At 45.6% G+C, this 21,876-nt stretch carries 17 protein-coding genes and 3 pseudogenes; 17 read left to right on the top strand and 3 right to left on the bottom strand.

All coding sequences use genetic code 11. The features are described 5' to 3' along the window. Positions 1-197 precede the first annotated feature (197 nt). The 3 genes from KI655_RS13060 to KI655_RS13050 all read left to right on the top strand — a co-directional run bounded on the left by KI655_RS13060 (position 198) and on the right by KI655_RS13050 (position 2,849). Positions 198-896: a response regulator transcription factor gene (locus KI655_RS13060; RefSeq protein WP_285405592.1), complete on the top strand. Its 699-nt coding sequence runs from the start codon at positions 198-200 to the stop codon at positions 894-896. Positions 897-911: 15 nt separating this feature from the next. Beyond that, positions 912-2,201, top strand: coding sequence for an ATP-binding protein (locus tag KI655_RS13055; protein WP_285405590.1), 1,290 nt, complete (start codon positions 912-914; stop codon positions 2,199-2,201). Positions 2,202-2,279: 78 nt separating this feature from the next. Continuing rightward, positions 2,280-2,849, top strand: a complete 570-nt coding sequence (locus KI655_RS13050) for an RNA-binding S4 domain-containing protein (protein ID WP_285405588.1) — start codon at positions 2,280-2,282, stop codon at positions 2,847-2,849. A 60-nt stretch (positions 2,850-2,909) separates the two neighbouring features. Here the strand turns inward: KI655_RS13050 and KI655_RS13045 are convergent, their stop codons facing one another. Both KI655_RS13045 and KI655_RS13040 read right to left on the bottom strand, forming a co-directional pair. After that, positions 2,910-3,161, bottom strand: a complete 252-nt coding sequence (locus KI655_RS13045; protein ID WP_285405586.1) for a hypothetical protein — start codon at positions 3,159-3,161, stop codon at positions 2,910-2,912. A 208-nt stretch (positions 3,162-3,369) separates the two neighbouring features. Continuing rightward, a complete protein-coding gene (locus tag KI655_RS13040) occupies positions 3,370-5,274 on the bottom strand; it encodes a methyl-accepting chemotaxis protein (protein ID WP_285405585.1) in 1,905 nt (634 codons plus the stop codon). 650 nt (positions 5,275-5,924) lie between these two features. On the opposite strand from KI655_RS13040, the gene KI655_RS13035 reads away from it, so the two are divergent. The 7 genes from KI655_RS13035 to KI655_RS13005 all read left to right on the top strand — a co-directional run bounded on the left by KI655_RS13035 (position 5,925) and on the right by KI655_RS13005 (position 13,125). Then, entirely contained in the window at positions 5,925-6,965 is a 1,041-nt protein-coding gene (locus KI655_RS13035) for a PstS family phosphate ABC transporter substrate-binding protein (RefSeq protein ID WP_285405583.1), read from the top strand. Between the two features lie 61 nt (positions 6,966-7,026). Next, complete coding sequence (gene pstC / locus KI655_RS13030; protein WP_285405581.1) at positions 7,027-8,406, top strand: phosphate ABC transporter permease subunit PstC; 1,380 nt, start codon at positions 7,027-7,029, stop codon at positions 8,404-8,406. Next, the gene (gene pstA, locus KI655_RS13025; protein ID WP_285405579.1) at positions 8,399-9,700 is read left to right on the top strand and encodes a phosphate ABC transporter permease PstA; all 1,302 of its coding nucleotides are present in this window, start codon (positions 8,399-8,401) and stop codon (positions 9,698-9,700) included. Before pstC ends, pstA begins: the two co-directional genes overlap by 8 nt. Before the next feature lie 124 nt (positions 9,701-9,824). Next, positions 9,825-10,592 carry a phosphate ABC transporter ATP-binding protein PstB gene (pstB, locus tag KI655_RS13020; RefSeq protein WP_373417267.1) on the top strand — a complete coding sequence of 256 codons (768 nt, stop codon included), beginning with the start codon at positions 9,825-9,827 and terminating at the stop codon, positions 10,590-10,592. A 22-nt stretch (positions 10,593-10,614) separates the two neighbouring features. Then, positions 10,615-11,028, top strand: coding sequence for a hypothetical protein (locus KI655_RS13015; protein ID WP_285405576.1), 414 nt, complete (start codon positions 10,615-10,617; stop codon positions 11,026-11,028). A 175-nt stretch (positions 11,029-11,203) separates the two neighbouring features. Beyond that, positions 11,204-11,395 carry a hypothetical protein gene (locus KI655_RS13010; RefSeq protein WP_285405574.1) on the top strand — a complete coding sequence of 64 codons (192 nt, stop codon included), beginning with the start codon at positions 11,204-11,206 and terminating at the stop codon, positions 11,393-11,395. A gap of 725 nt (positions 11,396-12,120) precedes the next feature. Beyond that, complete coding sequence (locus tag KI655_RS13005; protein WP_285405572.1) at positions 12,121-13,125, top strand: S66 peptidase family protein; 1,005 nt, start codon at positions 12,121-12,123, stop codon at positions 13,123-13,125. A gap of 42 nt (positions 13,126-13,167) precedes the next feature. Here KI655_RS13005 and KI655_RS13000 read toward each other — a convergent pair whose 3' ends face one another. Further along, the gene (locus tag KI655_RS13000) at positions 13,168-14,049 is read right to left on the bottom strand and encodes a LysR family transcriptional regulator (protein WP_285405570.1); all 882 of its coding nucleotides are present in this window, start codon (positions 14,047-14,049) and stop codon (positions 13,168-13,170) included. Positions 14,050-14,207: 158 nt separating this feature from the next. Between KI655_RS13000 and KI655_RS12995 the strand changes: the two genes are divergently transcribed. The 7 genes and pseudogenes from KI655_RS12995 to KI655_RS12970 all read left to right on the top strand — a co-directional run bounded on the left by KI655_RS12995 (position 14,208) and on the right by KI655_RS12970 (position 21,691). Further along, on the top strand, positions 14,208-14,606 hold the full coding sequence (locus KI655_RS12995) for a RidA family protein (protein ID WP_285405568.1): 399 nt from the start codon (positions 14,208-14,210) through the stop codon (positions 14,604-14,606). A gap of 100 nt (positions 14,607-14,706) precedes the next feature. Then, positions 14,707-16,167 (top strand): aldehyde dehydrogenase family protein, encoded by a 1,461-nt coding sequence (locus KI655_RS12990; RefSeq protein WP_285405567.1) that lies wholly within the window; start codon positions 14,707-14,709, stop codon positions 16,165-16,167. An 87-nt stretch (positions 16,168-16,254) separates the two neighbouring features. Next, the gene (locus KI655_RS12985; protein WP_285405565.1) at positions 16,255-17,250 is read left to right on the top strand and encodes a membrane dipeptidase; all 996 of its coding nucleotides are present in this window, start codon (positions 16,255-16,257) and stop codon (positions 17,248-17,250) included. Positions 17,251-17,517: 267 nt separating this feature from the next. Further along, positions 17,518-19,023, top strand: a pseudogene (locus KI655_RS12980) (BCCT family transporter); the annotation flags it as partial. A 158-nt stretch (positions 19,024-19,181) separates the two neighbouring features. Next, positions 19,182-20,148 (top strand): annotated as a pseudogene (locus KI655_RS24175) (hypothetical protein); the annotation flags it as partial. Between the two features lie 77 nt (positions 20,149-20,225). After that, positions 20,226-20,951: pseudogene (locus KI655_RS24170) on the top strand (hypothetical protein); the annotation flags it as partial. Further along, positions 20,951-21,691: a DUF3726 domain-containing protein gene (locus tag KI655_RS12970; protein ID WP_285405561.1), complete on the top strand. Its 741-nt coding sequence runs from the start codon at positions 20,951-20,953 to the stop codon at positions 21,689-21,691. The pseudogene KI655_RS24170 and the gene KI655_RS12970, both read left to right, overlap by 1 nt. The last annotated feature ends 185 nt before the right edge of the window (positions 21,692-21,876 follow it).

The raw sequence follows: 21,876 nt of genomic DNA, 5'->3' as shown, positions 1-21,876 counted from the left end.
TTTTATTCATCAAGTTAATGCTTTATATTGAATTTTTAGCTGCATTATCTGTTATTTATATGTTATACAGATAGTTCTATCATTTTATGAAACCACACTTATTTTTTAAAAATCAGAGCTATGTAAGAAGAATGTGCTGAATTCAAACTCAAGGAAGCGGTTCACAAGGGTAGCAAGAAACACGGTAAGAAGGATTTATGACCAACCCTAAATTAGTGATCGTGGAAGACGATCCAGTCCTAAGAGAAATGCTGCAAGAGTATTTCGAGAGCCAATCATTTGATGTTGTCACCATATCTGATGGGGCGACTGCCTGTGAGCAAATTTTAACTATCCAACCTGACATTGTACTTCTGGATTTAATGTTGCCAGAGGTTGATGGACTCACAATTTGTCGTCAGGTACGAAGCCAATTCAATGGCAAAATTCTAATTCTAACCGCCAGTGACGATGATTTTGACCATGTAGCGGCGTTAGAAACGGGTGCCGACGATTTTATTAGTAAACCTGTACGCCAACGCGTCCTGCTAGCACGAGTGCGTATGTTGCTTCGCCGAGCTCAAGACCTGCAGCCAAATACTGCGGGTAACGAGCTGAGCTTTGGCAAGTTATCTCTCAATAAAGCGACCAAAGCGTGCGTTCATGCTGGTCAAGATATCCCAATAGCAGAGAGCGAGTTTGAGCTACTTTGGTTATTGGCGTCATCGCCGGAACAGGTCTTATCGCGTAACTTTTTGACTCAAGAGATTCGAGGCATTGAATACGACGGTGTTGATCGCTTTATCGATAACAAAATTGTGATTCTTCGTAAGAAACTGAACGACATCACGATGCCACCGAAAAAGATCATTACGGTTCGTGGTAAAGGCTATCTATTTGTTCCTGAACGCTGGTAAAGGCAACTTTTCTCAATGAGAAGAATCTATTTTGAATACTTGGTGGGCCTAACGGTCATCTTCCTCATCAGTATCTATTCCTATGCTTTTGTCGTTTTTAAGTTGGGTACCGACTACGAGTACATCCTGCGAGACCATCAAGCAGAAGCTTACCAAGAGCTGATTAGCACCATTGCGGCTGAGAAGGGCATTACTGAAACCGAAACCATTTTGGCGAACTATGCAGATAAAACGCGCCAAAATCTTCGTATTGTGGCGTTTGAAGCCGCACCCAAATTGGTTCAGAAAGCGTTTAGTAACTCAGATATAAACGTGTATTACCATGAAGAAGACTTTCTTTGGTTGCGGTTGCCTGGGAGTCAAAGTGTGTACGAATTATCGGATAATAAAGAGTCGGAATTAAGGAAACAGATAAAGACAGAGAACCGATTCATTTGGGTATTTGCCATCACTGGCTTCGCCTTTAGCGGCCTGTTCTTAGTTTGGCGAATCAAACGTCGCTTGAAGAATTTAGAGCTGGTTACTGTTGCGTTTTCTAACGGCGAACTGATGCAGCGTGCCTCTGAGAAAAACAGTATTAAGCTTGGAACGCTTAACCGAAGTTTTAATGTGATGGCGGATAAGATTCGCGATTTGATCAACAGTAACAAATCACTGACCAATGCAGTTGCCCATGAATTGAGAACACCAATCTTCCGCATTCAGTGGCAAGCTGAGCTACTGAGTGATTTAGATCCTACGGATAAGCAGTCGAAAGCGATCGCACGTATTCTCGCTGACACCGAAGAGATGGAAGACATGGTCGATGAGCTGCTTTACTACTCGCGACTGGAGCGTGGTGGCTCTGAGCTGCAGTTGCAGCCTGTCGATATGAATAACTGGCTGGATGAGCGCTGCGCTATATGGGAGAAAGAGACCACGCTTGATCTCGTCAAGGTGCCTCTTAAAGAATCCGTACCTTTGCACGTCGATCTTAAGCTGTTTAATCGTGCGGTAGATAACATCGTCCGTAATGCCTTTAAATTCGCTGATTCAAAGATTGTGATTGAATTGTGGTACAACGATGGTGAAGTGGTGGTTGAAGTGCATGATGATGGCAAAGGCGTCGAATCTGAGCATTGGCCATTCCTGTTTGATCCTTTTTATAGCGCGAATGCTGCAAGGAACAAAGGTAAGACCGGGCATGGGTTGGGTCTTGCGATAGTAAAACAGGTGTGTGAACGTCATCAGGCGCATGTAACGGTAGGTGAAAGTTACCTTGATGGTGCCTGCTTTGCGCTCTCTTTCCCTCGCGTTGAAGGGTAAATAGAAGATGGTTATTTTGTTGGTTTGCCATTACACTGCGCTGCATACGATAAAGAACAAGTTTTAGGTAAGTTCATCATGGACCAAGAATACTACGAAGGCGCTGATTACGAAGAAGTGGATCAGTATGGCGAAGAAGGCGAAGAGATTGAGATTGAAGCGATTGGCGTTGACGTCTCATCACAACCTATCGAGCTGTATAAAGTCTTTAAGATCGCTAACCTAGTTGGTGGTGGCGGTGAAGCTAAGCATGTGATCTCTGAGGGTTACGTTGCGGTAAATGGTGAGCTAGAGACTCGTAAGCGTCGCAAGATGTACGATGGTGACTTCTTTGAGTTCAACCAAGAGTACTACGTGGTTTGTTGTGACCAACCTGTTCAAGAAGTGGTTGAGAAACCAAAGAAAAAAGAAGAGCCTAAACAGCAGACTAAATCTAAGCGTGGCGGCAAATCAAAAGGTAAGACGGCAAGTCAAAATCAAAACTCAGGCCACAACTTGAGCGCTTCCGCTGAGCCGCGTAAACAAAAGAACCAGACTGCTGGTAATAAAGCCAAAGCGAACAAGGGTAAAGCTGCGGCAAATAAGGCAGACAAGCCAAAACCACAACGTGATGAGAAAAGTGGTCGTAACTCGATCGACTTTTTCTAACGAGACCGTTCTAACTTGTACTAGTTTCGACGAGACCTAACACTTCAGTCTTCGTTTAAACTAAATCCTACGCTCTGCAGACGTGAGGCTTGAAATCATCGCTTCGCGTCGAATATCTAAGATCTCATCAATCAACTTCTGTTTCGCATTTAAACCAAAGTGATTGGAATAGTTGTTGATTTGATTCACTTCCGAAGCCTGCAACTTATAAACCTGTTTCTTGAGCTGCGATTTCGCTTCGCTTTTGATCATGCCGCGCTGTTGAAGCAAGACAATGATTTGACTATCTAAAGGGTGTTTTGCCTGTGACATATCTACTCTAATCAAGGGCTAAGTGAAGTTCGATGGGTAATTTACAGGCGGGGTATGACAGATTTGTGAAGCTATGACTGCGTTTCGTTGACAGGTTTGCCGAGATTCGTGCTGTCATACTTGATGCAATTGAAACAAAAAGCGGACTTTATAATAAAAGCCCGCTTTTTATGTTTCTAGGGTGTTCGGAGAGAAGATGTTCCCTAACTTAACGAATCACAAAGTGCGAAATCAGTTCACTTTGACGACTTGATAGGGCATTGAGTGACTCACTATTGCGCGCTGACTCATTCACCTCTTCTGCAATACTGACCGCTTTCTTGGATATGTAAGCGATGTTGTTCATCACTTCTTGTGCCACGGCGCTCTGCTTAATCGAATCTTCTGCAATGTGGCGACTCATATCATTAATGGTAGAGAGCCTCTTAACCATAGAGTTTAACGACTGATTGCTAACATTGGTTTGATTGACCGAGGCTGCGGCTTTCTCTAGGTTATTTTCAACGAGAGTTACCGCTCGCTCTGCTTGAGACTGCAGATTACTGATCATGCCATCTATATCATTGGCAGAGCTCTGTGTTCGAGTCGCCAACGAGCGTACTTCATCTGCGACCACGGCAAAGCCTCGACCTTGCTCACCGGCACGGGCGGCTTCAATGGCAGCGTTCAATGCCAACAAGTTCGTCTGCTCTGATATAGACTGGATCACAGTTAATATATCGCCTATTTGTCGAGACTCGTTAGAAAGCTGGTGGATTACGTCGGTTGCTTCAACCAGTGAGCTTTGTAGTTGGTTAACGAAGACTAAGTTCTGCTGCATGCTATCCATATTGTTGTGCGCCAATACGGTGATTTTATCAACTTCGTCACTGGTTTCTTTGGCTGAACTCGCTACGGTATCGATAGCAAGCTTCATCTCCGTCACTGACTGACGAATTGAATCGGTCTGCTTTTGCTGTTTGGCGACATCAATGTTGGTTTTGTTACTTAGAATATGACTCTCGTTAGCAACATCACTTAGCGTATCGGCGGATTGTTGCACTTGAGTAATAACGTCGCTTAATTGAGTACCGAGGGCATTGATATTCATAGCAATTGCACCAAGCTCGGATTGAAAGCCAGTCTCAATACGATGGGTGAGGTCACCAGATGTCATCTTATCGAGTGCTTCGACTATCTTTCTCAGTGGTCGCTTGATTGAAAATACGATGGTTGAAGAGAGCGCAAGAGCGATGACCGTTGAGATCGCGGCCAGCGAAGCGTTCAAGAGCAGGGCTTTGTCCGAATCGGCTTGTGCTTCATCGGCGGTTTGGCTCACCAAGATACCAATGTCGTTGCCCATCATCTCAAAGCTGTTTATAGCCTCGTCCATATCGACCGCGAGTTGCCCAAGTAACTGGTCGCTGGTAGCGGTCAATTGAATGTAAGTTAAGTGTTGCTGTAACACACCCTCGGGTTGCTCTATCGCGCGTTTAAGCTGATCTAGGTAGAAGGTGATGCTGTCTTTACTTTCTGGCATTGATTGAGGCACGCGCTTTGCCTTGTCTTTAAATCGTTCGATATGGGTGACGAGTTCTTGCCGTACGACCTCGGCATCTTCCACATCTTCCATCGCGTAAATCTTCTGCAAATAACGGTCTGCACCTGTGCCTTGTGCCACGATATAGTTGAGGTTGCGATTATTGGTACGCTGATTGTTCGATTTGGCTATCGCTGCAAGGTCACTGATGTCCTGTTCGAAGAACTTCCATTTTTCATCAAACTGATTGAGTTCTTGCGAGGTTTTGAGGCGGGCATTCATGCGCCCGTTTTTCACGTCTATCTGTTGTTCTGCCCCTATGAATATACGCTGAGCGATGGTATCGAGTTCAGAGAGGTGAGCTTGAAGGGCAGGGAACGGGCTTATCTGATTGTCGAACTCTTGATAGTTACTCAAATACCTCTGTTTCTCTTCATAAAACTCTTGCTCCAACTTATTACGATTAGCAACCGAGTCAGTATTTGCATGTACCAATACAGCACGATTTACATTCTGTAAGTTCTGACCTAATAGATTTGACTGAGCTAGAAGGTTAGTCATTTTTACGGAAGCGAGTTCAAGTTGTTGTGCCATTTTACTCTGATTGAAATAAGCAAAAACGCTAATGGCCACAACAAAAGTTATAACGATACCAAAGCCAATGATAATTCGTTGAATAATGGATAAATGCATTAGGACCTCAATAGTTAGTTCCATTTAACTTTAAATTGAAGGTATGAATAATATGGCGATTTTTTAATTATTATTCGCAGGTTATTCATTCACAAATTCAGGAGGTTAGTCGGAGTATATGAACCTTTAATGAATGCATATAGTTGTTCAATGTATTTAATCGAAATTCTGTTGTTTATTTTTGTTAGATTGCTTTCTTTATTTAAATGTTTCTAGGTAATCATTCTGATGAACTATCGTTACGCAAACTTTTTGTTGGTGTTTAATCGTCAAAAGTAAATGGTAAATGTTAGGTTTTGTTACTGAGCATTTTGTTTTTATCTTTAAAATCAATAGTTTATTTTTTCGTTGGTGTTGGGTGTGTTTGGTTTTATGAATGTGTTTGATGATTTATAGATGTGTAACTTATGATTAATTTTTGTGCAATAAATGTGTCACAAGCCTTTGGTTGAATTATTGCAGTTCAAAACATAAATCGAACTGATTATTCAGCATCTTAATGATTACAGATGTTTAACTCCATTAATTCATTTATCAACTTGGAGGTTGATGTGAAAATTAAAGCGCTTATTGCTACTACAACGGTTGCTCTGACAATGGCTACAGGTGGTGTTGCTAATGCTGCATCTCGTGACTATATCAGTATTGTTGGTTCATCGACTGTATTCCCATTCGCGACTGTTGTTGCAGAGCGATTTGGCCGTACTTCTTCTTATCCGGTTCCAAAAATTGAATCAACAGGTTCAGGCGGCGGTTTAAAACTATTTTGTGCGGGTATCGGTGAAAATACACCAGATATCACCAATGCTTCTCGTAAGATTAAATCTTCAGAAGTTGAATTGTGTGCTAAAAACGGTGTTAACGACATTGTTGAAATTAAGATTGGCTTTGACGGCATCGTTTTAGCTAACTCTAAAAAAGCTGAGCAATTTGAACTGTCTCTACAAGACGTTTACAAAGGCGTAGCGAAAATGGTGCCTGATGCAAACGGCAACCTAGTAGAGAACCCATACAAAACATGGAAAGAGGTGAACCCAGCTCTTCCAAACATCAAGATTGAAGTTCTTGGTCCACCACCAACGTCAGGTACGCGTGATGCATTTGCTGAGCTTGCACTTGAAGGCGGGTGTAAGACTTTCCCTGAAATCAAAGCACTTAAAAAGACTGACAAGAAGAAATACAAAGCAGTTTGTCACTCTGTACGTGAAGACGGCGGCTACATCGAAGCGGGTGAGAACGATAACCTAATCGTTCAGAAGCTGGCTGCAAACCCGAATGCTGTCGGCGTATTTGGTTACTCTTTCCTTGAAGAAAACGCAGACAAGGTTCAACCATCAATCGTAAATGGTGTTGAGCCAACATTTGAGGCGATTGGTTCTGGTGAATACCCAGTATCTCGCTCTCTGTACTTCTACGTGAAAGAAGCGCACAAAGACACAATTCCTGGTCTTAAAGAGTACGTTGCTGCGTTCACTTCTGAACAAGCTATCGGTGACGAAGGTTACCTAGCTGACCGTGGTCTTATCCCACTTTCTGCAAGAGATTGGAAACTGGTTCGCGCTGCAGGCACAGAGCTTAAGCCAAACCTATAATCCATAGTGAATGAACGGGGAGCCTTTTTTAGGTTACCCCGTTATTAGTTTCAGAGGTCCTATGAATTCTTTGCTTATGATCTTGCTGCTTGGTATCTCGACGGTTGCCTATGTGGTAACTAAAAACCGTTCCAAACAGCTGGCTCATTCAAACGGCGGATTAAGATACCTTCACTCCAGACCTTCCTACTACGCAACGTTAGCCGCAATTTTAGCTGCTATCCCCGCGTTGCTCATTTTTGCTGTCTGGAGCGCTTTCTATCCTTCCATTGTTGAGTCAATGGTGATGTCAAACCTGCCGAGCAGTGTGCTATCGGGTGGTACGAATCCTTCACTGTTATTCAGTCAAATAAAACACGTTGCTGATGGCATCACGACAACAGACCAAGAATGGTTAAACAATGCGTCTCAAAATTACATTCATGTGATTGAGTCGGGTAACAACCTTCGCTTCGCTACCTTGATCGCCATCTCGTTCGCTGGCTTGGCCGTGGGCTTGAAGTTAGTGCGACCAAAAGTCAAAGCACGTGTTTATGTCGAAAACATACTGCAGATGTTCTTAGTCATCTGTTCAGTGATCGCGATTTTAACGACCTTGGGTATTGTTCTTTCGGTGCTGTTCGAAGCGATTCGTTTTTTCAATATTGTTCCGGTGACTGACTTCATCTTTGGTTTGGAGTGGTCTCCGCAAGTAGCTCTGCGCGCAGATCAGCAAGGGGCAAGTGGCGCCTTTGGCTTTATTCCTTTGTTTGTCGGCACCTTAATGATCTCAGCCATCGCGATGTGCATTGCTGCGCCGGTTGGTTTGATGAGCGCCATTTATCTCGCGGAATACGCCTCTCCACGCGTTCGCAGTGTGGCAAAGCCAGTACTTGAAGTTCTAGCGGGTATTCCAACGGTGGTTTACGGTTTCTTTGCCGCTTTAGTTGTTGCGCCTTTGATTCGTGATACCGCGCATGCTGTGGGCTTAACTTCGGCATCGTCAGAAAGTGCATTAGCGGCGGGCCTTATCATGGGCATCATGATCATTCCTTTCGTTTCCTCTTTGTCGGACGACGTGATTACTGCGGTGCCTCAGTCGCTGCGTGATGGGTCGCTGAGCCTAGGTGCCACCGAATCTGAAACCATCAAAAATGTGGTGTTGCCTGCTGCATTGCCGGGCATTGTCGGGGGCTTATTGCTTGCGGTGTCTCGTGCTATCGGTGAAACCATGATTGTTGTGATGGCGGCAGGTTTGTCTGCCAACCTAACCGCGAACCCATTGGAGTCGGTGACGACGATTACCGTCCAAATCGTGACTTTATTAGTAGGTGACCAAGAGTTCGATAGTCCGAAAACATTGGCCGCGTTTGCCTTGGGTCTATCACTGTTTGTTGTGACTCTGGCGCTTAACTTTGTCGCACTACGCATTGTGAAGAAATATCGAGAACAGTATGACTAGTGTCTTAAACGAAATATCAAAGACTAAAAAAGCCAAAGTACAGGCGAGTTTAGCGAAAAGGAAATCCAAAGAAGGTCGTTTTCGTTGGTATGGCATTGTATCAATCAGTTCAGCAATCCTATTTTTGGTTGTGTTGATTGCTTCGATCACTTCTCAGGGCTATACCGCGTTCATGACGACGGAGCTCAAGCTTGAAGTGAGCTTAGATCATGAAACGCTTGGTTTGATCAATGAATCACCCAATGAAACAGAGCTATTTAGTGCTAACTATATGAAAGCACTGCGTAATGCCCTTAAAGAAGAGATTGAAGTCAATGGCCGCAAAGAGCGAAAAGCTCTGTACTCGTTTATCTCTCGAGGTGCGGAGTACGACTTGCGTGACATGGTGGTTGCTAATCCATCCTTGGTCGGCACAGAGATCACTTATTGGGCGTTAACGGGCGATCTGTTCAACCAGTTCAACAAAGGCAATGTCGATGCGTCGATTCCGGAAGATTCGCGCAAGTTTAAAGACAATCAAGTCGCTTGGTTCGAGCAGTTAGATAATCAAGGCAAAGTGAGAACGGTGTTTAATCAGAACTTCTTTACCAATGGCGACAGCCGAGATGCTGAACTTGCTGGTATTTGGGGCGCTATGGTTGGATCTTTCTACACCTTATTGGTCTGTTTCTGTATCAGTTTCCCAATTGGCGTTGCTGCCGCAACTTACTTAGAAGAGTTCGCACCTAAGAATAAGATCACCGACCTGATCGAGATTAACATCAATAACTTAGCGGCTGTTCCATCGATCGTGTTCGGTTTGCTTGGTTTGGCGATCTTCCTGAATGTAGCGGAACTGCCTCGCTCAGCGCCAATTGTCGGTGGTTTAGTTTTATCGCTGATGACTCTACCTACAATCATCATTTCAAGTCGAGCCGCGATTAAAGCAGTGCCGCCCTCGATTAAGGACGCGGCATTGGGAGTAGGGGCATCCAAAATGCAGTCTGTTACGCATCACGTATTGCCTTTGGCGATGCCGGGGATGCTGACAGGTACGATTATCGGTATGGCGCAAGCTCTGGGTGAAACTGCGCCGCTGATTATGATTGGTATGGTGGCTTTCATCGTTGATGTTCCGCAAGGGCCATTCGACGCAGCAAGTGCACTGCCTGTACAAATTTACTTGTGGGCTGAAAACCCAGAGAAAGGTTTCGCTGAGAATACTTCTGGCGCAATCATGGTTTTGCTTTTCTTCTTAGCCTTTATGAATTCATGCGCGGTAATGCTGCGTAAACGCTTAGAACGCCGTTGGTAGGAGAGGTTCTCAAATGACTGAAAATATTCAAACTTTATCTGGCCAACTGCAAGTTGAAGCCCAAGCGACCAACTCTGTCCATCACCGTGCTGACGAATCACGAGATACAGTAGGTCTGCCATTCATTGAGCAAGCGCGTATGTCAGCTCGCCATGTGGATGTGTTTTATGACCATGGCGAAAAGCAAGCGATCAAAAACGTCAGCTTAGACATTGGTGAGCGCGAAGTGCTATCGATGATTGGTCCGTCTGGTTGTGGTAAATCGACGTTCTTGCGTTGTTTGAACCGCATGAACGATACCGTCGATGGTTGTGTCATCAACGGCAGCATCACGTTGGATAACCAAGATATCTACTCTAAAGATCAAGAAATTGTTGAGCTACGCTCGCAAGTGGGGATGGTGTTTCAAAGACCAAACCCATTCCCGAAGTCCATCTATGACAACATTATCTACGGCCCGCGTTTGCATGGTTTGGTAGAGAAGAAGTCGGACATGGACTTAGTGGTTGAAGAGTCTCTGACCAAAGCGGGTTTGTGGGACGAAGTGAAAGATCGTCTTGACCATCCAGCGACAGGGCTTTCAGGCGGGCAACAACAACGTTTGTGTATCGCACGTACTATCGCCATTAGCCCTGAAGTGATTCTGATGGATGAGCCCTGTTCTGCGCTTGACCCGATTGCGACTGAAGTGATTGAAGAGTTGATTCATGATCTTAAAAAGCAATTCAGTATTGTGATTGTCACGCACTCGATGCAGCAAGCTTTGCGTGTTTCTGACCGTACCGCTTACTTTCACTTGGGTGACTTGATCGAAGTGAATGAAACCAAGGAAGTGTTTCATAACCCACAACACCGTTTGACTAGGGACTATATCAGTGGCCGCTTTGGGTAATTCTATTGGGCGAGGCAACAAATTGGAAAGCAGGGCTAAGGGCTCTGCTTTCACTCGCCGCACAACCGCACCTCTAAAACGAAAGCGTATTTTCGTGTTAGGGGACTCGAGCAATGATCTGGCTTTGTTTGCTGCGCAGCAGCTTGATATCAAGTGCTATGGTCATTTCGATATTATTTGTTACTCGATTCCAACCTCTGCTGTGGGCGATCGTGCCAATGTGCAGACATTCGGTCGGGGGGATAAATTGGATGGTGATTTTACGGCAGGGCACTATGACCTGCTGATCACGGTGAGCTTGAATGCCATTCAAATGGTCTCTCCGATGCCAACCTACGACAAATTATTGTTTTGGGATGTAGAGAAGACGGAAAACGAATATGATGCCGTAATCGAGAACGTGAACTTCTTTATGTCACGATACATGTATGGTTAGAAAACACTTTTTGTGATTTAGCGTTGATTTTTAAACGCTTTTCTCTTCTAAATTTGTAACCAATTATAGAGCCGGATCATGTATATACATCGAATATACGATTCGCATTGGCTCTCTTGGCTTGTGTGTCATAGAATCGAACTATTAAAAGTTTGAGTATCTAAGGTATGCAGTAATGGCCGCCAAAAAGAACAAAGCAAACGCGAAAGATAGCCAATTGATCATCCGGATAAATAGCGAGTTGAAAGACAGCTTTATATCGCTGTGTGATGATATGGATACGTCTGCGGCGCGTGAGATTCGCCAGTTCATAAAGAAATTCGTGGCCGAGAATCAAACCAACAGCGATGAAAGCTCGGAACAATAATTACTAACGGCAAAACAGTGATAACAGTAGTAACGTCGCGCCAGTATCGATTTTGCAGTTAACTGTTAAGCCCATCTTCAGTCGTTCATTTTATTCTTTAAACATCGGTGATGTTCTCGAATTCAACGAGAATATCCTTATCCTCTCATTCTTTATCTAAGCTGTTCTACCAACCAGTTACTTCTATCCGACCTACGCTTTGCCACATTTGGTCAACTAGCGACTTCGTTTTGACTATGATTGATTAAAGCTTACTCAATCTTCACTGTTTTTAGAGCGCTGTCTTTTTAGAAAACTGTCTTTTGAGAGCACAGTCTTTTGAAAGCTTCGTCTTTTGGGGTAACGAGCAGCGCTTAAGCCATGGTAAATAGAGTCGCGACAATCACTAATGCGACAATACCAATACGTTCTAGTAAACCAAATACTGGTTGTTCAACCGTGTGATTGAATGTATGTGTTTGTTTCATATAAATCTCTCTCTTCTGTATTGTTGATGTATATACATTGTAGTACAGAAGTATATCTATTGTACAAAATGTGAGCGGTAAATCTGCGGTTTTTTTGTTCAAGTTTATGTAGCGCGGTTTTTACGTTATTACTCGACAATGTCCGCTTATATTTACACGTGACTTCGTCTATTGAATTAAGAGTTAGCTGTTGCAATTATGATTATATTTCAATAGCTTAAATGGTTGGCTAGTCAATAAAAGAATAAGGATATCGGCATGTTATTACCAAAACCTCTAAAACGCGGCGATAAGATTGCGTTCTTCTCGCCATCGTCTCCTGCAACGGTTTTTGCCCCAAAACGTTTCGCGAGAGCTAAACAGTATCTAGAGAGTAAAGGCTTTGAGCTTGTGGCAGGGGAGCTCACAGGTAAATCAGACGGTTATCGTTCTGGGTCGATTCAAGAGCGCGCGGCTGAACTGAATGCCTTGATTCGAGACCCTAGTGTGCGTTGTATTATGTCAACGATTGGCGGTAATAACAGTAATGCGCTGTTGCCTTACATTGATTACCAAGCTCTGCGTAACGACCCTAAAATCATCATTGGCTATTCCGATGTGACGGCACTTCTCATGGGGATCTATGCTCAAACGGGTATCCCAACTTTCTATGGTCCAGCGCTTGTTGCTTCGTTTGGTGAGTTTGCACCACTGGTGGATGAGACTTTCTCTTCCTTCCATCAAATTCTCTGCCAAGATCTCGACACACATACTTACACCATGCCTGCAGTATGGACAGATTTCCGCGCCGAGTGGGAAACCCAAGATAAAGCAAAACCTGTCTATCAGAACGAATGGCAATACCTAGGCACTGGTGTTGTTGAAGGGCGTATTATCGGTGGTAACCTGAATACTATGGGAGCGATTTGGGGCAGCGAATACATGCCAGAGATTAAGCAGGGCGATATCCTGTTGGTTGAAGACTGCATGCTCGGAATTGAAACAGTTGAGCGCTCTTTCTCACTACTCAAGGCGTGTGGCATTTTCGACCGTGTGTCTGCTATTGTGCTCGGTAAGCATGAGCTGTTTAATGACAGAGGAACAGGCCGCACACCACTAGACGTATTGTTAGAGGTGTTAAATGGTCAAGATGTGCCAATTTTGTCGGGCTTTGATTGTTGTCATACGCACCCAATGTTCACGCTGCCATTAGGCTCAGATTGTAAGATAGATTTCGATCAGCACTCTATTTCTATTTCAGGCGATTGGTTGAACCGCGATTAAGCGAATCGTTTCAGTCCATCAACCTTTCCAATAAGCAAACCGTTATTGGTTTATCTTCAAATACTGCACGCACAGGTCATGAAAAGCTTGTGCTTGCGGTGAAATAGTCCTGTCTGACAATCTGAATATACCAATCTGACGCTTTAACGGCGGGTCAATTAACGGAATCCAAGTTAAACGGGTTTCGTTGGTCGGGAAGGCCAGTTTTGGCAGGGTTGTCACTCCAATCCCGAGCTCGAGTACTGAAAATAGGGATGTGATGTTCTCTACCGAATAGAGAGCTTGTTCACTGAGCGTGCGAGCTGGCGTTGGGTCGAGTAGGGTACAGGTCCCATTACGAATAAAGGGTTGTTGGAGTAAGGTTTGCCACTCTATACCTTCTGGTTGACTGGCGATTGGATTGTCTTTCAAACAGACGACACCGATCGGGTCTGAGATCAATGGAGTAAAATCGATAGTGTCTTCATCGAGGCTTGAGCTGTTGCCTAGCGCGACATCAACCTCTCCAGACAATAGTCTTGCTTCTACGCCAGCCGCATTATCATCAATTAAACTCACTTCTACATTTGGGTATTGCTCACAGAAGGCTCCCAGCACACTCGGGATTAATTTTGCGGCTACGGAGGGAACGCTGGCAATCCTTACTCTTCCTTGTTGACCTGCCGCCGCGGCGCGTAAGTCATTATCTAGTGCTTTGTAAACATTCAGAAATTGTATGATCTTAGGTAGACATATTTCTCCAAATGGCGTCAGCGTTGACTTGTTGCCTGTTTCAAACAGAGGCTGACCAAGTATCTTTTCTAGCTCTTTGATTGATGTCGATAGAGCGGCTTGAGAACGGTTGGCACGGTTCGCTGCGGCTCGAAATCCCCCTTCCTCTATCACAAAAACGAAATGTTTTAGCTGCTGCAATTTAATACTCATCCGTTTGAATCCTTCTCAATCCCTTGTTTCACCTTACTTTGCGTAAGGTGATAAGTTTTTTTTATCAAATGCACGAAATTTACCGTTAGATTTATCAGGCGTCAAGGTGCAGTATTTAACCATCTTGAAACAAAATTGTTACAAAGTTGGATTGAAACGTGAACGTACAAACTAAAAAACAGCCAGTAAAAACCGAACTTTTTGCCTCTAAAGCCCCTTTGGAGTGGGCGATTGTTAACAACGGTACTCTCTATACTGCTCAGATCCCAATTGATGATACGGGTGCGGTAGTTGAAGGGGGCGTTGAAGCTCAAACGCGACAAACTTTTAACAATTTGAAGCATACCTTGGAGTGCGCAGGCACATCGATGGACTCTGTGCTTCAGGTGCTGATCTACGTTACCGACCGTGAATACCTGAAAACAGTTAACGCTGTTTACGCTGAGCATTTCGAAGCGCCATACCCAAACCGCGCAGCAATGGTTGTGGCAGGGCTCGCAAGAGAAGAGATGTTAGTGGAATTTGTAGTCTATGCGTCAGCTCCGCAGCAGGCGTAAAGCATAGGTCATGAGTAAGTAAACCGAACACAACTCAATTATTGAATCAATACAGAGCGACCAGACTCAACAGTCGCTAAGACGTGACAAGGATAGAATGATGACTCAACTAAACAATGTTCAAGCAGAAAACGCACTCTATATTGGTGGTGAATGGCAAGCGGGCGTGAGTACTGTTTCGAATATTAACCCTTCTGACATTTCAGAGAATCTAGGTGATTTCGCGCAAGCAAGCTCAGAGCAAGTGCAGCAGGCTATCTCGGCAGCAAAACACGCCCAACCTGAGTGGGAAAAAACACCGATTGAGCGTAAGCAAGCTGTGCTACAAGCGATTGGTGATGAGCTGATTGCACGTTGTGATGAATTAGGCACGCTACTTTCTCGTGAAGAGGGTAAGCCATTTGCTGAAGGCCGTGGTGAAATCTATCGTGCAGGTCAATTCTTCCAGTACTTCGCCGCTGAAGTACTTCGTCAAATTGGTGATAACGCAGCTTCCGTCCGTCCAGGGGTCTCCGTTGAAGTGACTCGTGAAGCCGTAGGCGTTATCGCCATTATCTCTCCTTGGAATTTCCCAACCGCGACGGCGGCTTGGAAAATTGCGCCAGCATTGGCTTTTGGTAACAGCGTTATATGGAAGCCTGCGAATCTAACACCGGCAAGTGCAGTGGCATTAACCGAGATCATCCATCGCCAAGGCATTCCAGCAGGTACGTTCAACCTTGTACTGGGCAGTGGTTCAACAGTAGGTGACGCACTGATTCATTCGAAAGATGTAAACGGTGTGAGCTTCACCGGTTCGGTTGATACAGGCCGTAAAGTTGCTGCTGCGACAGCGCCAAACTTCGTACGTTGCCAGCTAGAAATGGGCTCAAAGAATGCGCTGGTTATCGCAGACGATGCCGATATCCAGACGGCGGTTGAAGCAACCATTGCTGGTTCATTCTCTGGTGCAGGTCAGAAATGTACGGCTTCTTCTCGTCTTGTGGTGATGGATAGCATTCACGATCAATACGTTGAAGCGCTAATCAAGCGTATGAGTGAACTTAAAGTAGGCCACGCACTTCAAGATGGCATTTTCATGGGCCCTGTGGTTGATGGAAAACAGCTGGAAGCGAACTTCGAGTGGATAGAAAAGGCACGTCAAAGCGGCGCGGAGTTGGCCTTTGGCGGAGAGCGCTTAAACCTAGAACACGAAGGCTACTACATGTCGCCAACGCTTTTCTTAAACACACAAAACAGCTGGGAAGTGAACCAAGAAGAGGTGTTTGCTCCGATGGCTAGCGTTATTCGCGTAGCAGATTTAGAAGAAGCGATCGCTACGACCAACGATACACGCTTTGGCCTAACTGGCGGCATCATTACTCAAAGTCTACGTACTAGCGCGATGTTCAAAGAGCAGGCGCAAACCGGGTGTGTGATGGTCAACCTACCAACAGCGGGTACGGATTACCACGTGCCATTTGGTGGGCGTAAAGAATCTAGCTTTGGTCCTCGTGAGCAAGGTCAGTACGCTAAAGAGTTCTACACAGTAGTTAAAACTGCGTATCAGCGCCCTTACTAACGTGTGTGTCACTGAACAAGGATGAAGCCCGAGAGTGGCTCGGGCTGAGTCAAACGTTCGATTTTGAGTTATTCAACAGGAGTGGTTATGTACCAGCAACGAATAGTTATCGATGGATTACAGTACTGCAATTGGGATCGAGAATATTTTCAAACATTGAAAGCCAGCGGCATTACTGCGGTACACGCAACGATTGTCTATCACGAGAACGCGCGTGAAACTCTGACTCGCTTTGCCGAATGGAATCTTAGGTTTGAACAAAATGCTGACCTCATCATGCCAATCCACTCAATGGCGGATGTCGAAAAAGCCAAACAGCTCGGCAAGGTTGGCATCTTCATGGGCGCGCAGAACTGTTCACCAATTGATGACGAGATCGGTTTGATCGAAGTCATGCGCCAGCAAGGGCTTTTGATCATGCAGCTCACCTACAACAACCAGAGTCTATTAGCGACCGGTTGTTATGAGCAGCATGATACGGGCGTGACTCGCTTCGGTAAGCAGGCGATAGAAGAGATGAACCGTGTCGGTATGATCATCGACATGTCACACAGCGCGGAGCGCTCAACGCTTGAAGCGATCGATCTCTCTTCGCGTCCCATCTGTATCAGCCATGCCAATCCAACGTTTGCGCACGATGCATTGCGAAACAAATCCAACGAAGTGATCAAAGCGCTAGCCGCTCGCGGTGGCTTGATTGGCTTCAGCCTCTATCCATTCCACTTACCAAACGGAAGCCAATGTACGCTTGATGACTTTTGCCAAATGGTCGCGAAAACAGCAGACATGGTGGGCGTTGAGCACTTGGGTATCGGTAGTGACCTGTGCTTGAACCAACCTCAGTCGGTGCTGGAGTGGATGCGTAATGGGCGTTGGTCAAAGGCGATGGATTACGGCGAAGGCTCTGCTAGCAATTCTGGTTGGCCCGATGCACTGCCATGGTTCTGTGGCAGCACCGGCATGGAAAACATCTACAACGGTTTGATCGGCCACGGCTTTAGTGAAGCCGAGGCAGGAAAAGTACTAGGCGAAAACTGGTTTAACTTTTTACAAGACGGACTAGAGCCACTTGTTAAAGAGTAGGACGAAGACAAAGGAAACCCTATACCAGATAGACCTAAACATGGACTAACCTGCCCACTAAAAGAATAACAGGGCAGGTGTTAAATACACCTCTTGCAGTCATCATTGTTATGACAGCTGCAAAGAAACCTCTGGAGTCAGAGTATGTCTGATTTAACCAATAGCGTGAAACCGAATGGTCTGGAAGCGGCGAGCATGAATGCTTCGTCGAAGAAAGACAAACAGAAGTCAGATTCGAATACAGCGAACAATAGTAAGGACGTAAACAACGACAAACTGGGGCTGAGTAACCCCGCTCTATGGTACAGCGGCGGGTTCATCGCACTGTTTGTTGCACTGGCGCTTTATGATGGAGAGCTTCTATCTAGCCTTGTAAATAGCGGCTTTGCGTGGTCAGTGAAAGTCTTTGGCCCATATTGGCAGCTGCTTCTTCTGCTTACTTTTCTTATTGGTCTTGGCTTGGCGGCAGGGCGAACAGGCAAGGTCGTTCTTGGGGGAGCGGATAAGCCTGAAATGGACGGCTTCCGCTGGATGGCAATCATCTTCTGTACTCTGCTTGCCGGTGGTGGTGTGTTCTGGGCAGCTGCAGAGCCTATCGCGCACTATGTGAGTCCTCCGCCTTTATACGGCGCGCAAGAGAGCGCACAGCAAGGTGCGGTTAACGCACTATCGCAATCTTTCATGCACTGGGGTTTCTTAGCGTGGGCAATTGTCGGCAGTTTGACCTCAATTGTGGTGATGCACCTTCATTACGATAAAGGCTTACCGCTGAAACCACGCATCTTACTTTACCCGGTGTTGGGTGAGCGAGCGCTAAAAGGTCACACAGGAGCACTGATTGACGCTTGTTGTATCGTTGCGGTTGCCGCGGGAACCATAGGTCCGATCGGGTTCTTGGGCTTGCAAGTGAGCTATGCATTGAACGTTTTGTTTGAGATCCCTGATGGCTTCACGACACAACTGATCATCATTCTGTTTGCTATTGCTCTATACACACTTTCTGCTTTGAGTGGCCTCAACCGTGGTATGCAAATGCTGAGTCGCTACAACGTGATTTTGGCGATGGCGCTGATGATTTACATCCTATTGTTTGGCCCAACGAACTTCATCTTCAATGGTTACATTCAGGGTGTGGGCAGCATGCTAGATAACTTCATTCCGATGGCGACATATCGTGGTGATGAAGGCTGGTTGAGCTGGTGGACGGTATTCTTCTGGGGGTGGTTCCTAGGTTATGGACCAATGATGGCAATCTTTATCGCTCGTATCTCTCGAGGCCGTAATATTCGCCAAATTGTCACCACAATCAGTGTTATTGCTCCGCTTGTCACTTGTTTCTGGTTCACCATCGTCGGTGGTTCTGGTCTAGCGTTTGAAATTGCTGACCCAGGCAGTGTCAGTAAGGCATTTGAAGGGTTTAACTTGCCGGGGGCTCTGCTGGCGGTAACGCAACAGCTACCAATGCCAATGTTGGTGTCCATCTTGTTCCTGATTCTAACCACGATTTTCATTGTGACGACGGGTGACTCAATGACTTACACCATCAGTGTGGTGATCAGTGGTGAGACAGAGCCAAATGCCATCATCCGTACCTTCTGGGGTGTGGCGATGGGTGTGACTGCCTTGATCCTCATTTCGCTGGGCTCTGGCGGTATATCGGCACTGCAATCATTCATTGTCATCACTGCAGTACCGGTTTCGCTGATTCTTTTACCTTCGCTTTGGAATGCGCCTCAAATCGCGATCAAGATGGCAAAAGAGCAAGGGTTATAAGCGCAACAGCTAGGGTTATTAGCGAAATAACTAGGGCTATAAGCAAAATAATAATAATTAGGGGCGGAAAACTCGCCCCATTCATTCAATAACGTGAAAACTAACCCTCGGCTGGGAACGGTTAGTGATACTAAATAACTATAAAGGTGGTGAGCAAAATGGATGCACATCGTTCAACCTACACTGAATCCGAACTACGTAACGCAGAGTGTGTTATGGCGCCAGAAAGGCTAGGCGCGATGCACCAAACACGTATCAGCTTTGTGAGAACACTGATTCGAAAAATGGCACAACAGCAATGGCAGGTCACTAAGCATGATTGGCAACTGTGTCCGAGAGGCTTTGGTCATGTGATATACAAATTGACGACCCCAACTCATGTTTATCACTTGGTTGTTTTCTGTGATGAGATCGCAGATGAAGAGCGCAATGACCGCGTGATTGCTGAGAAATGGGATGTCACCTTTGCCTTGGTTTTAGGGGACGTAGATGTCACTCTGCTCGAGCAGCTTCGTGCTAATGTCCCTCTCCAAGAAGCGGGAAGAAATCCTAACAATGTGCTGGTGTTAGCGCGTGCCAACAAGAGCGTACGAGTGTTTGAGCATATCGTGAGCCATCTTTCTAAAGGCGTTCAACCAACCGCTAAGGAGTTAGCGGAAGTCGGATACATTTTGCGCACCACAGCAGTCTACGGCAACGGTAAGTTTGGTATTGCTGATTTTAAGGTGTTAGAAGAAAACCCAGATTTTAATCAGTCATTTAGTGCTCAAATGTGCGCTGTTTACCTGTTACGTGAATTCAGCCTTGATTGGGTTCATTACTTGGCGCAGCAACAGGGTGGCGGACAAGCTGTAGAGTTAGACAGAGGCCTTCAGCGTTATCTTGGCGTCGGCAATGCGACAGGTTTAGGTATGGCGCCTTACCTAATTAACCATCCGTGTATTGTTGATCAATGGATGACAACACGAGAGCAAGCGTTGGCACAAGTATTGGCGCTATCAACCGATCCTCAGCTGGTTAAGCCTCTTGCAAACTTGTTGAACAAAGGTGTATTGCATCTACAACAAGTGATCACCATTAACCAGCATCAAGACTGCCTTAATCGAGTGGCGATTGACGAACTACGCCAATTTAATAAAACCTTGAACGATACTGTTGAGCGACACTCAACGTGGCAGCAAGTGGTAAACAGCACGCATAGCATGAGTTTGGAAGCCCAAGAAATCCTGATCTCATGCGTAATGGAGCTTTATCCAGAGGTCGTAGACGCTTATCAAGACAAGATGAACTGTAACGAGACACTGTCACTTCCAAGTGGTAAGAAGCTGCAAGATATTTTGGTGGTATTAGAGGCGAAATATCGCTGGGCCATTAGCACTGACTATACGCTTGCCGAGAATAACTACTGGTTTTGGTATCGTTCGCAAGATAAAGAAGAACCAAGGCTAGGAGTGCGCGGCGAAGAACCGGGAGAAGAGCGTGAGTTGCCCCTTGATATCGGAAGACAAGCGTATCGCCTTTATCATGCATTGCTGCAATTTCCACCAGAGATGTCTTTGGCTGAATTTTTGGTCCAACAGCCACAATACCGAGCGATTGCTAGACGTGTATGGACACTAGGCAATCGTGACATGGGTGATATCCAAATGAACGTATTGCACAAATCATCGCTTCCTATGCATCTGTTGCGATGCAAACTGGCGGTGTTTGGTGCGACCAAGTTTGACCCTCGCTCTGATCGCTGGGTTCGCGTGACTTTCTTCCAAGGGGCACCGCTACTTGATGAGATCAGTACCGATGAGTGGTTATTCCCTTTGTTGCCCGAAGAGAACACCGCACCGCAAGAGCAGGCATCACACCAAGAGCAAGCACCACAAATAGTGAACCAAGAACGCAATTCAATTGAAAACCAAGGAGGGAATCACTGATGATCGTTTCTCATAATGAACTAGTCGCGGCGGTGAACAAAGCTTTTCTGGGTATGCGACGTTGCTGTGGTGAAGCTGATGTGATCGCTAATATGGTGGCTGATCTTCAAATGGTGGGTCTTGATGGGGTAAGGCATTTCAACAACGCGTCTAGCTTCATCGGCTTAGAGTTAGATGAACCGGCACAAATTAGTACCACACAAGATAACGTCATTCAGGTCGATCTTCATAAAAGCAGTGTCGCGTGCCATTTACCTGTGGTTCTGGACTACGCGCTAGAGAAAATGGTCGGACAAAAGGCGTTGATGATTGAACTGAGCAACTGCCACAACCGCTGGCTGGCATACAGCGAACTGGTGAAACTTGCTGCTAAAGGCGTCGCGTGCTCCGCGAGTTGGAGTAATGGTTCAAACCCTAAACGCACACTGTATGTACTCAATAAGGGCTGTGTTGCCCCCGAGCTGTTCTTGTCGGAACAAGTCTTAGACGATATTGGTTCACACCATGAGATGACGATTGAATTGTCGGTACGAGATTTCGATATCGATAGCTTGAGCCAAGGTTACGAGACTCATATAACATCCGACTCTTTGACGGAGAAACTAGATAGCGCATGGCGAGATGGTATTGAAGTGGAAGATTCTGAATGGCAGATGCTAAAAGAGACAGCCACGGCCATCTTAGTGGAAAACAGCCAGCGCTCCATTCAAGGGGCAGGAGAGTTAGAGATTGCCAGTTAATCTCAGGGACTTCGCATATTAGTTCAAACTGCCTATATGCTAGCATTATAAGTTAGGTTGATATTTGACCAGTTCTAGCATGGTTTAATCACTCCAAGAGCCCAACGTCCCCTCTCAGCGTGGGCTCTTTTTTCATTTGTTTTATCAATGGTTGTGACACGTTAACCCCGCCTTAACCCTGCTTA

Origin of the sequence: Vibrio sp. D404a (genome assembly GCF_030248535.1) — a bacterium.
Taxonomy (GTDB): domain Bacteria; phylum Pseudomonadota; class Gammaproteobacteria; order Enterobacterales; family Vibrionaceae; genus Vibrio.
The sequence above is the reverse complement of the archived record's forward strand: the minus strand, read 5'-3'. Positions and strand labels throughout refer to the sequence as shown.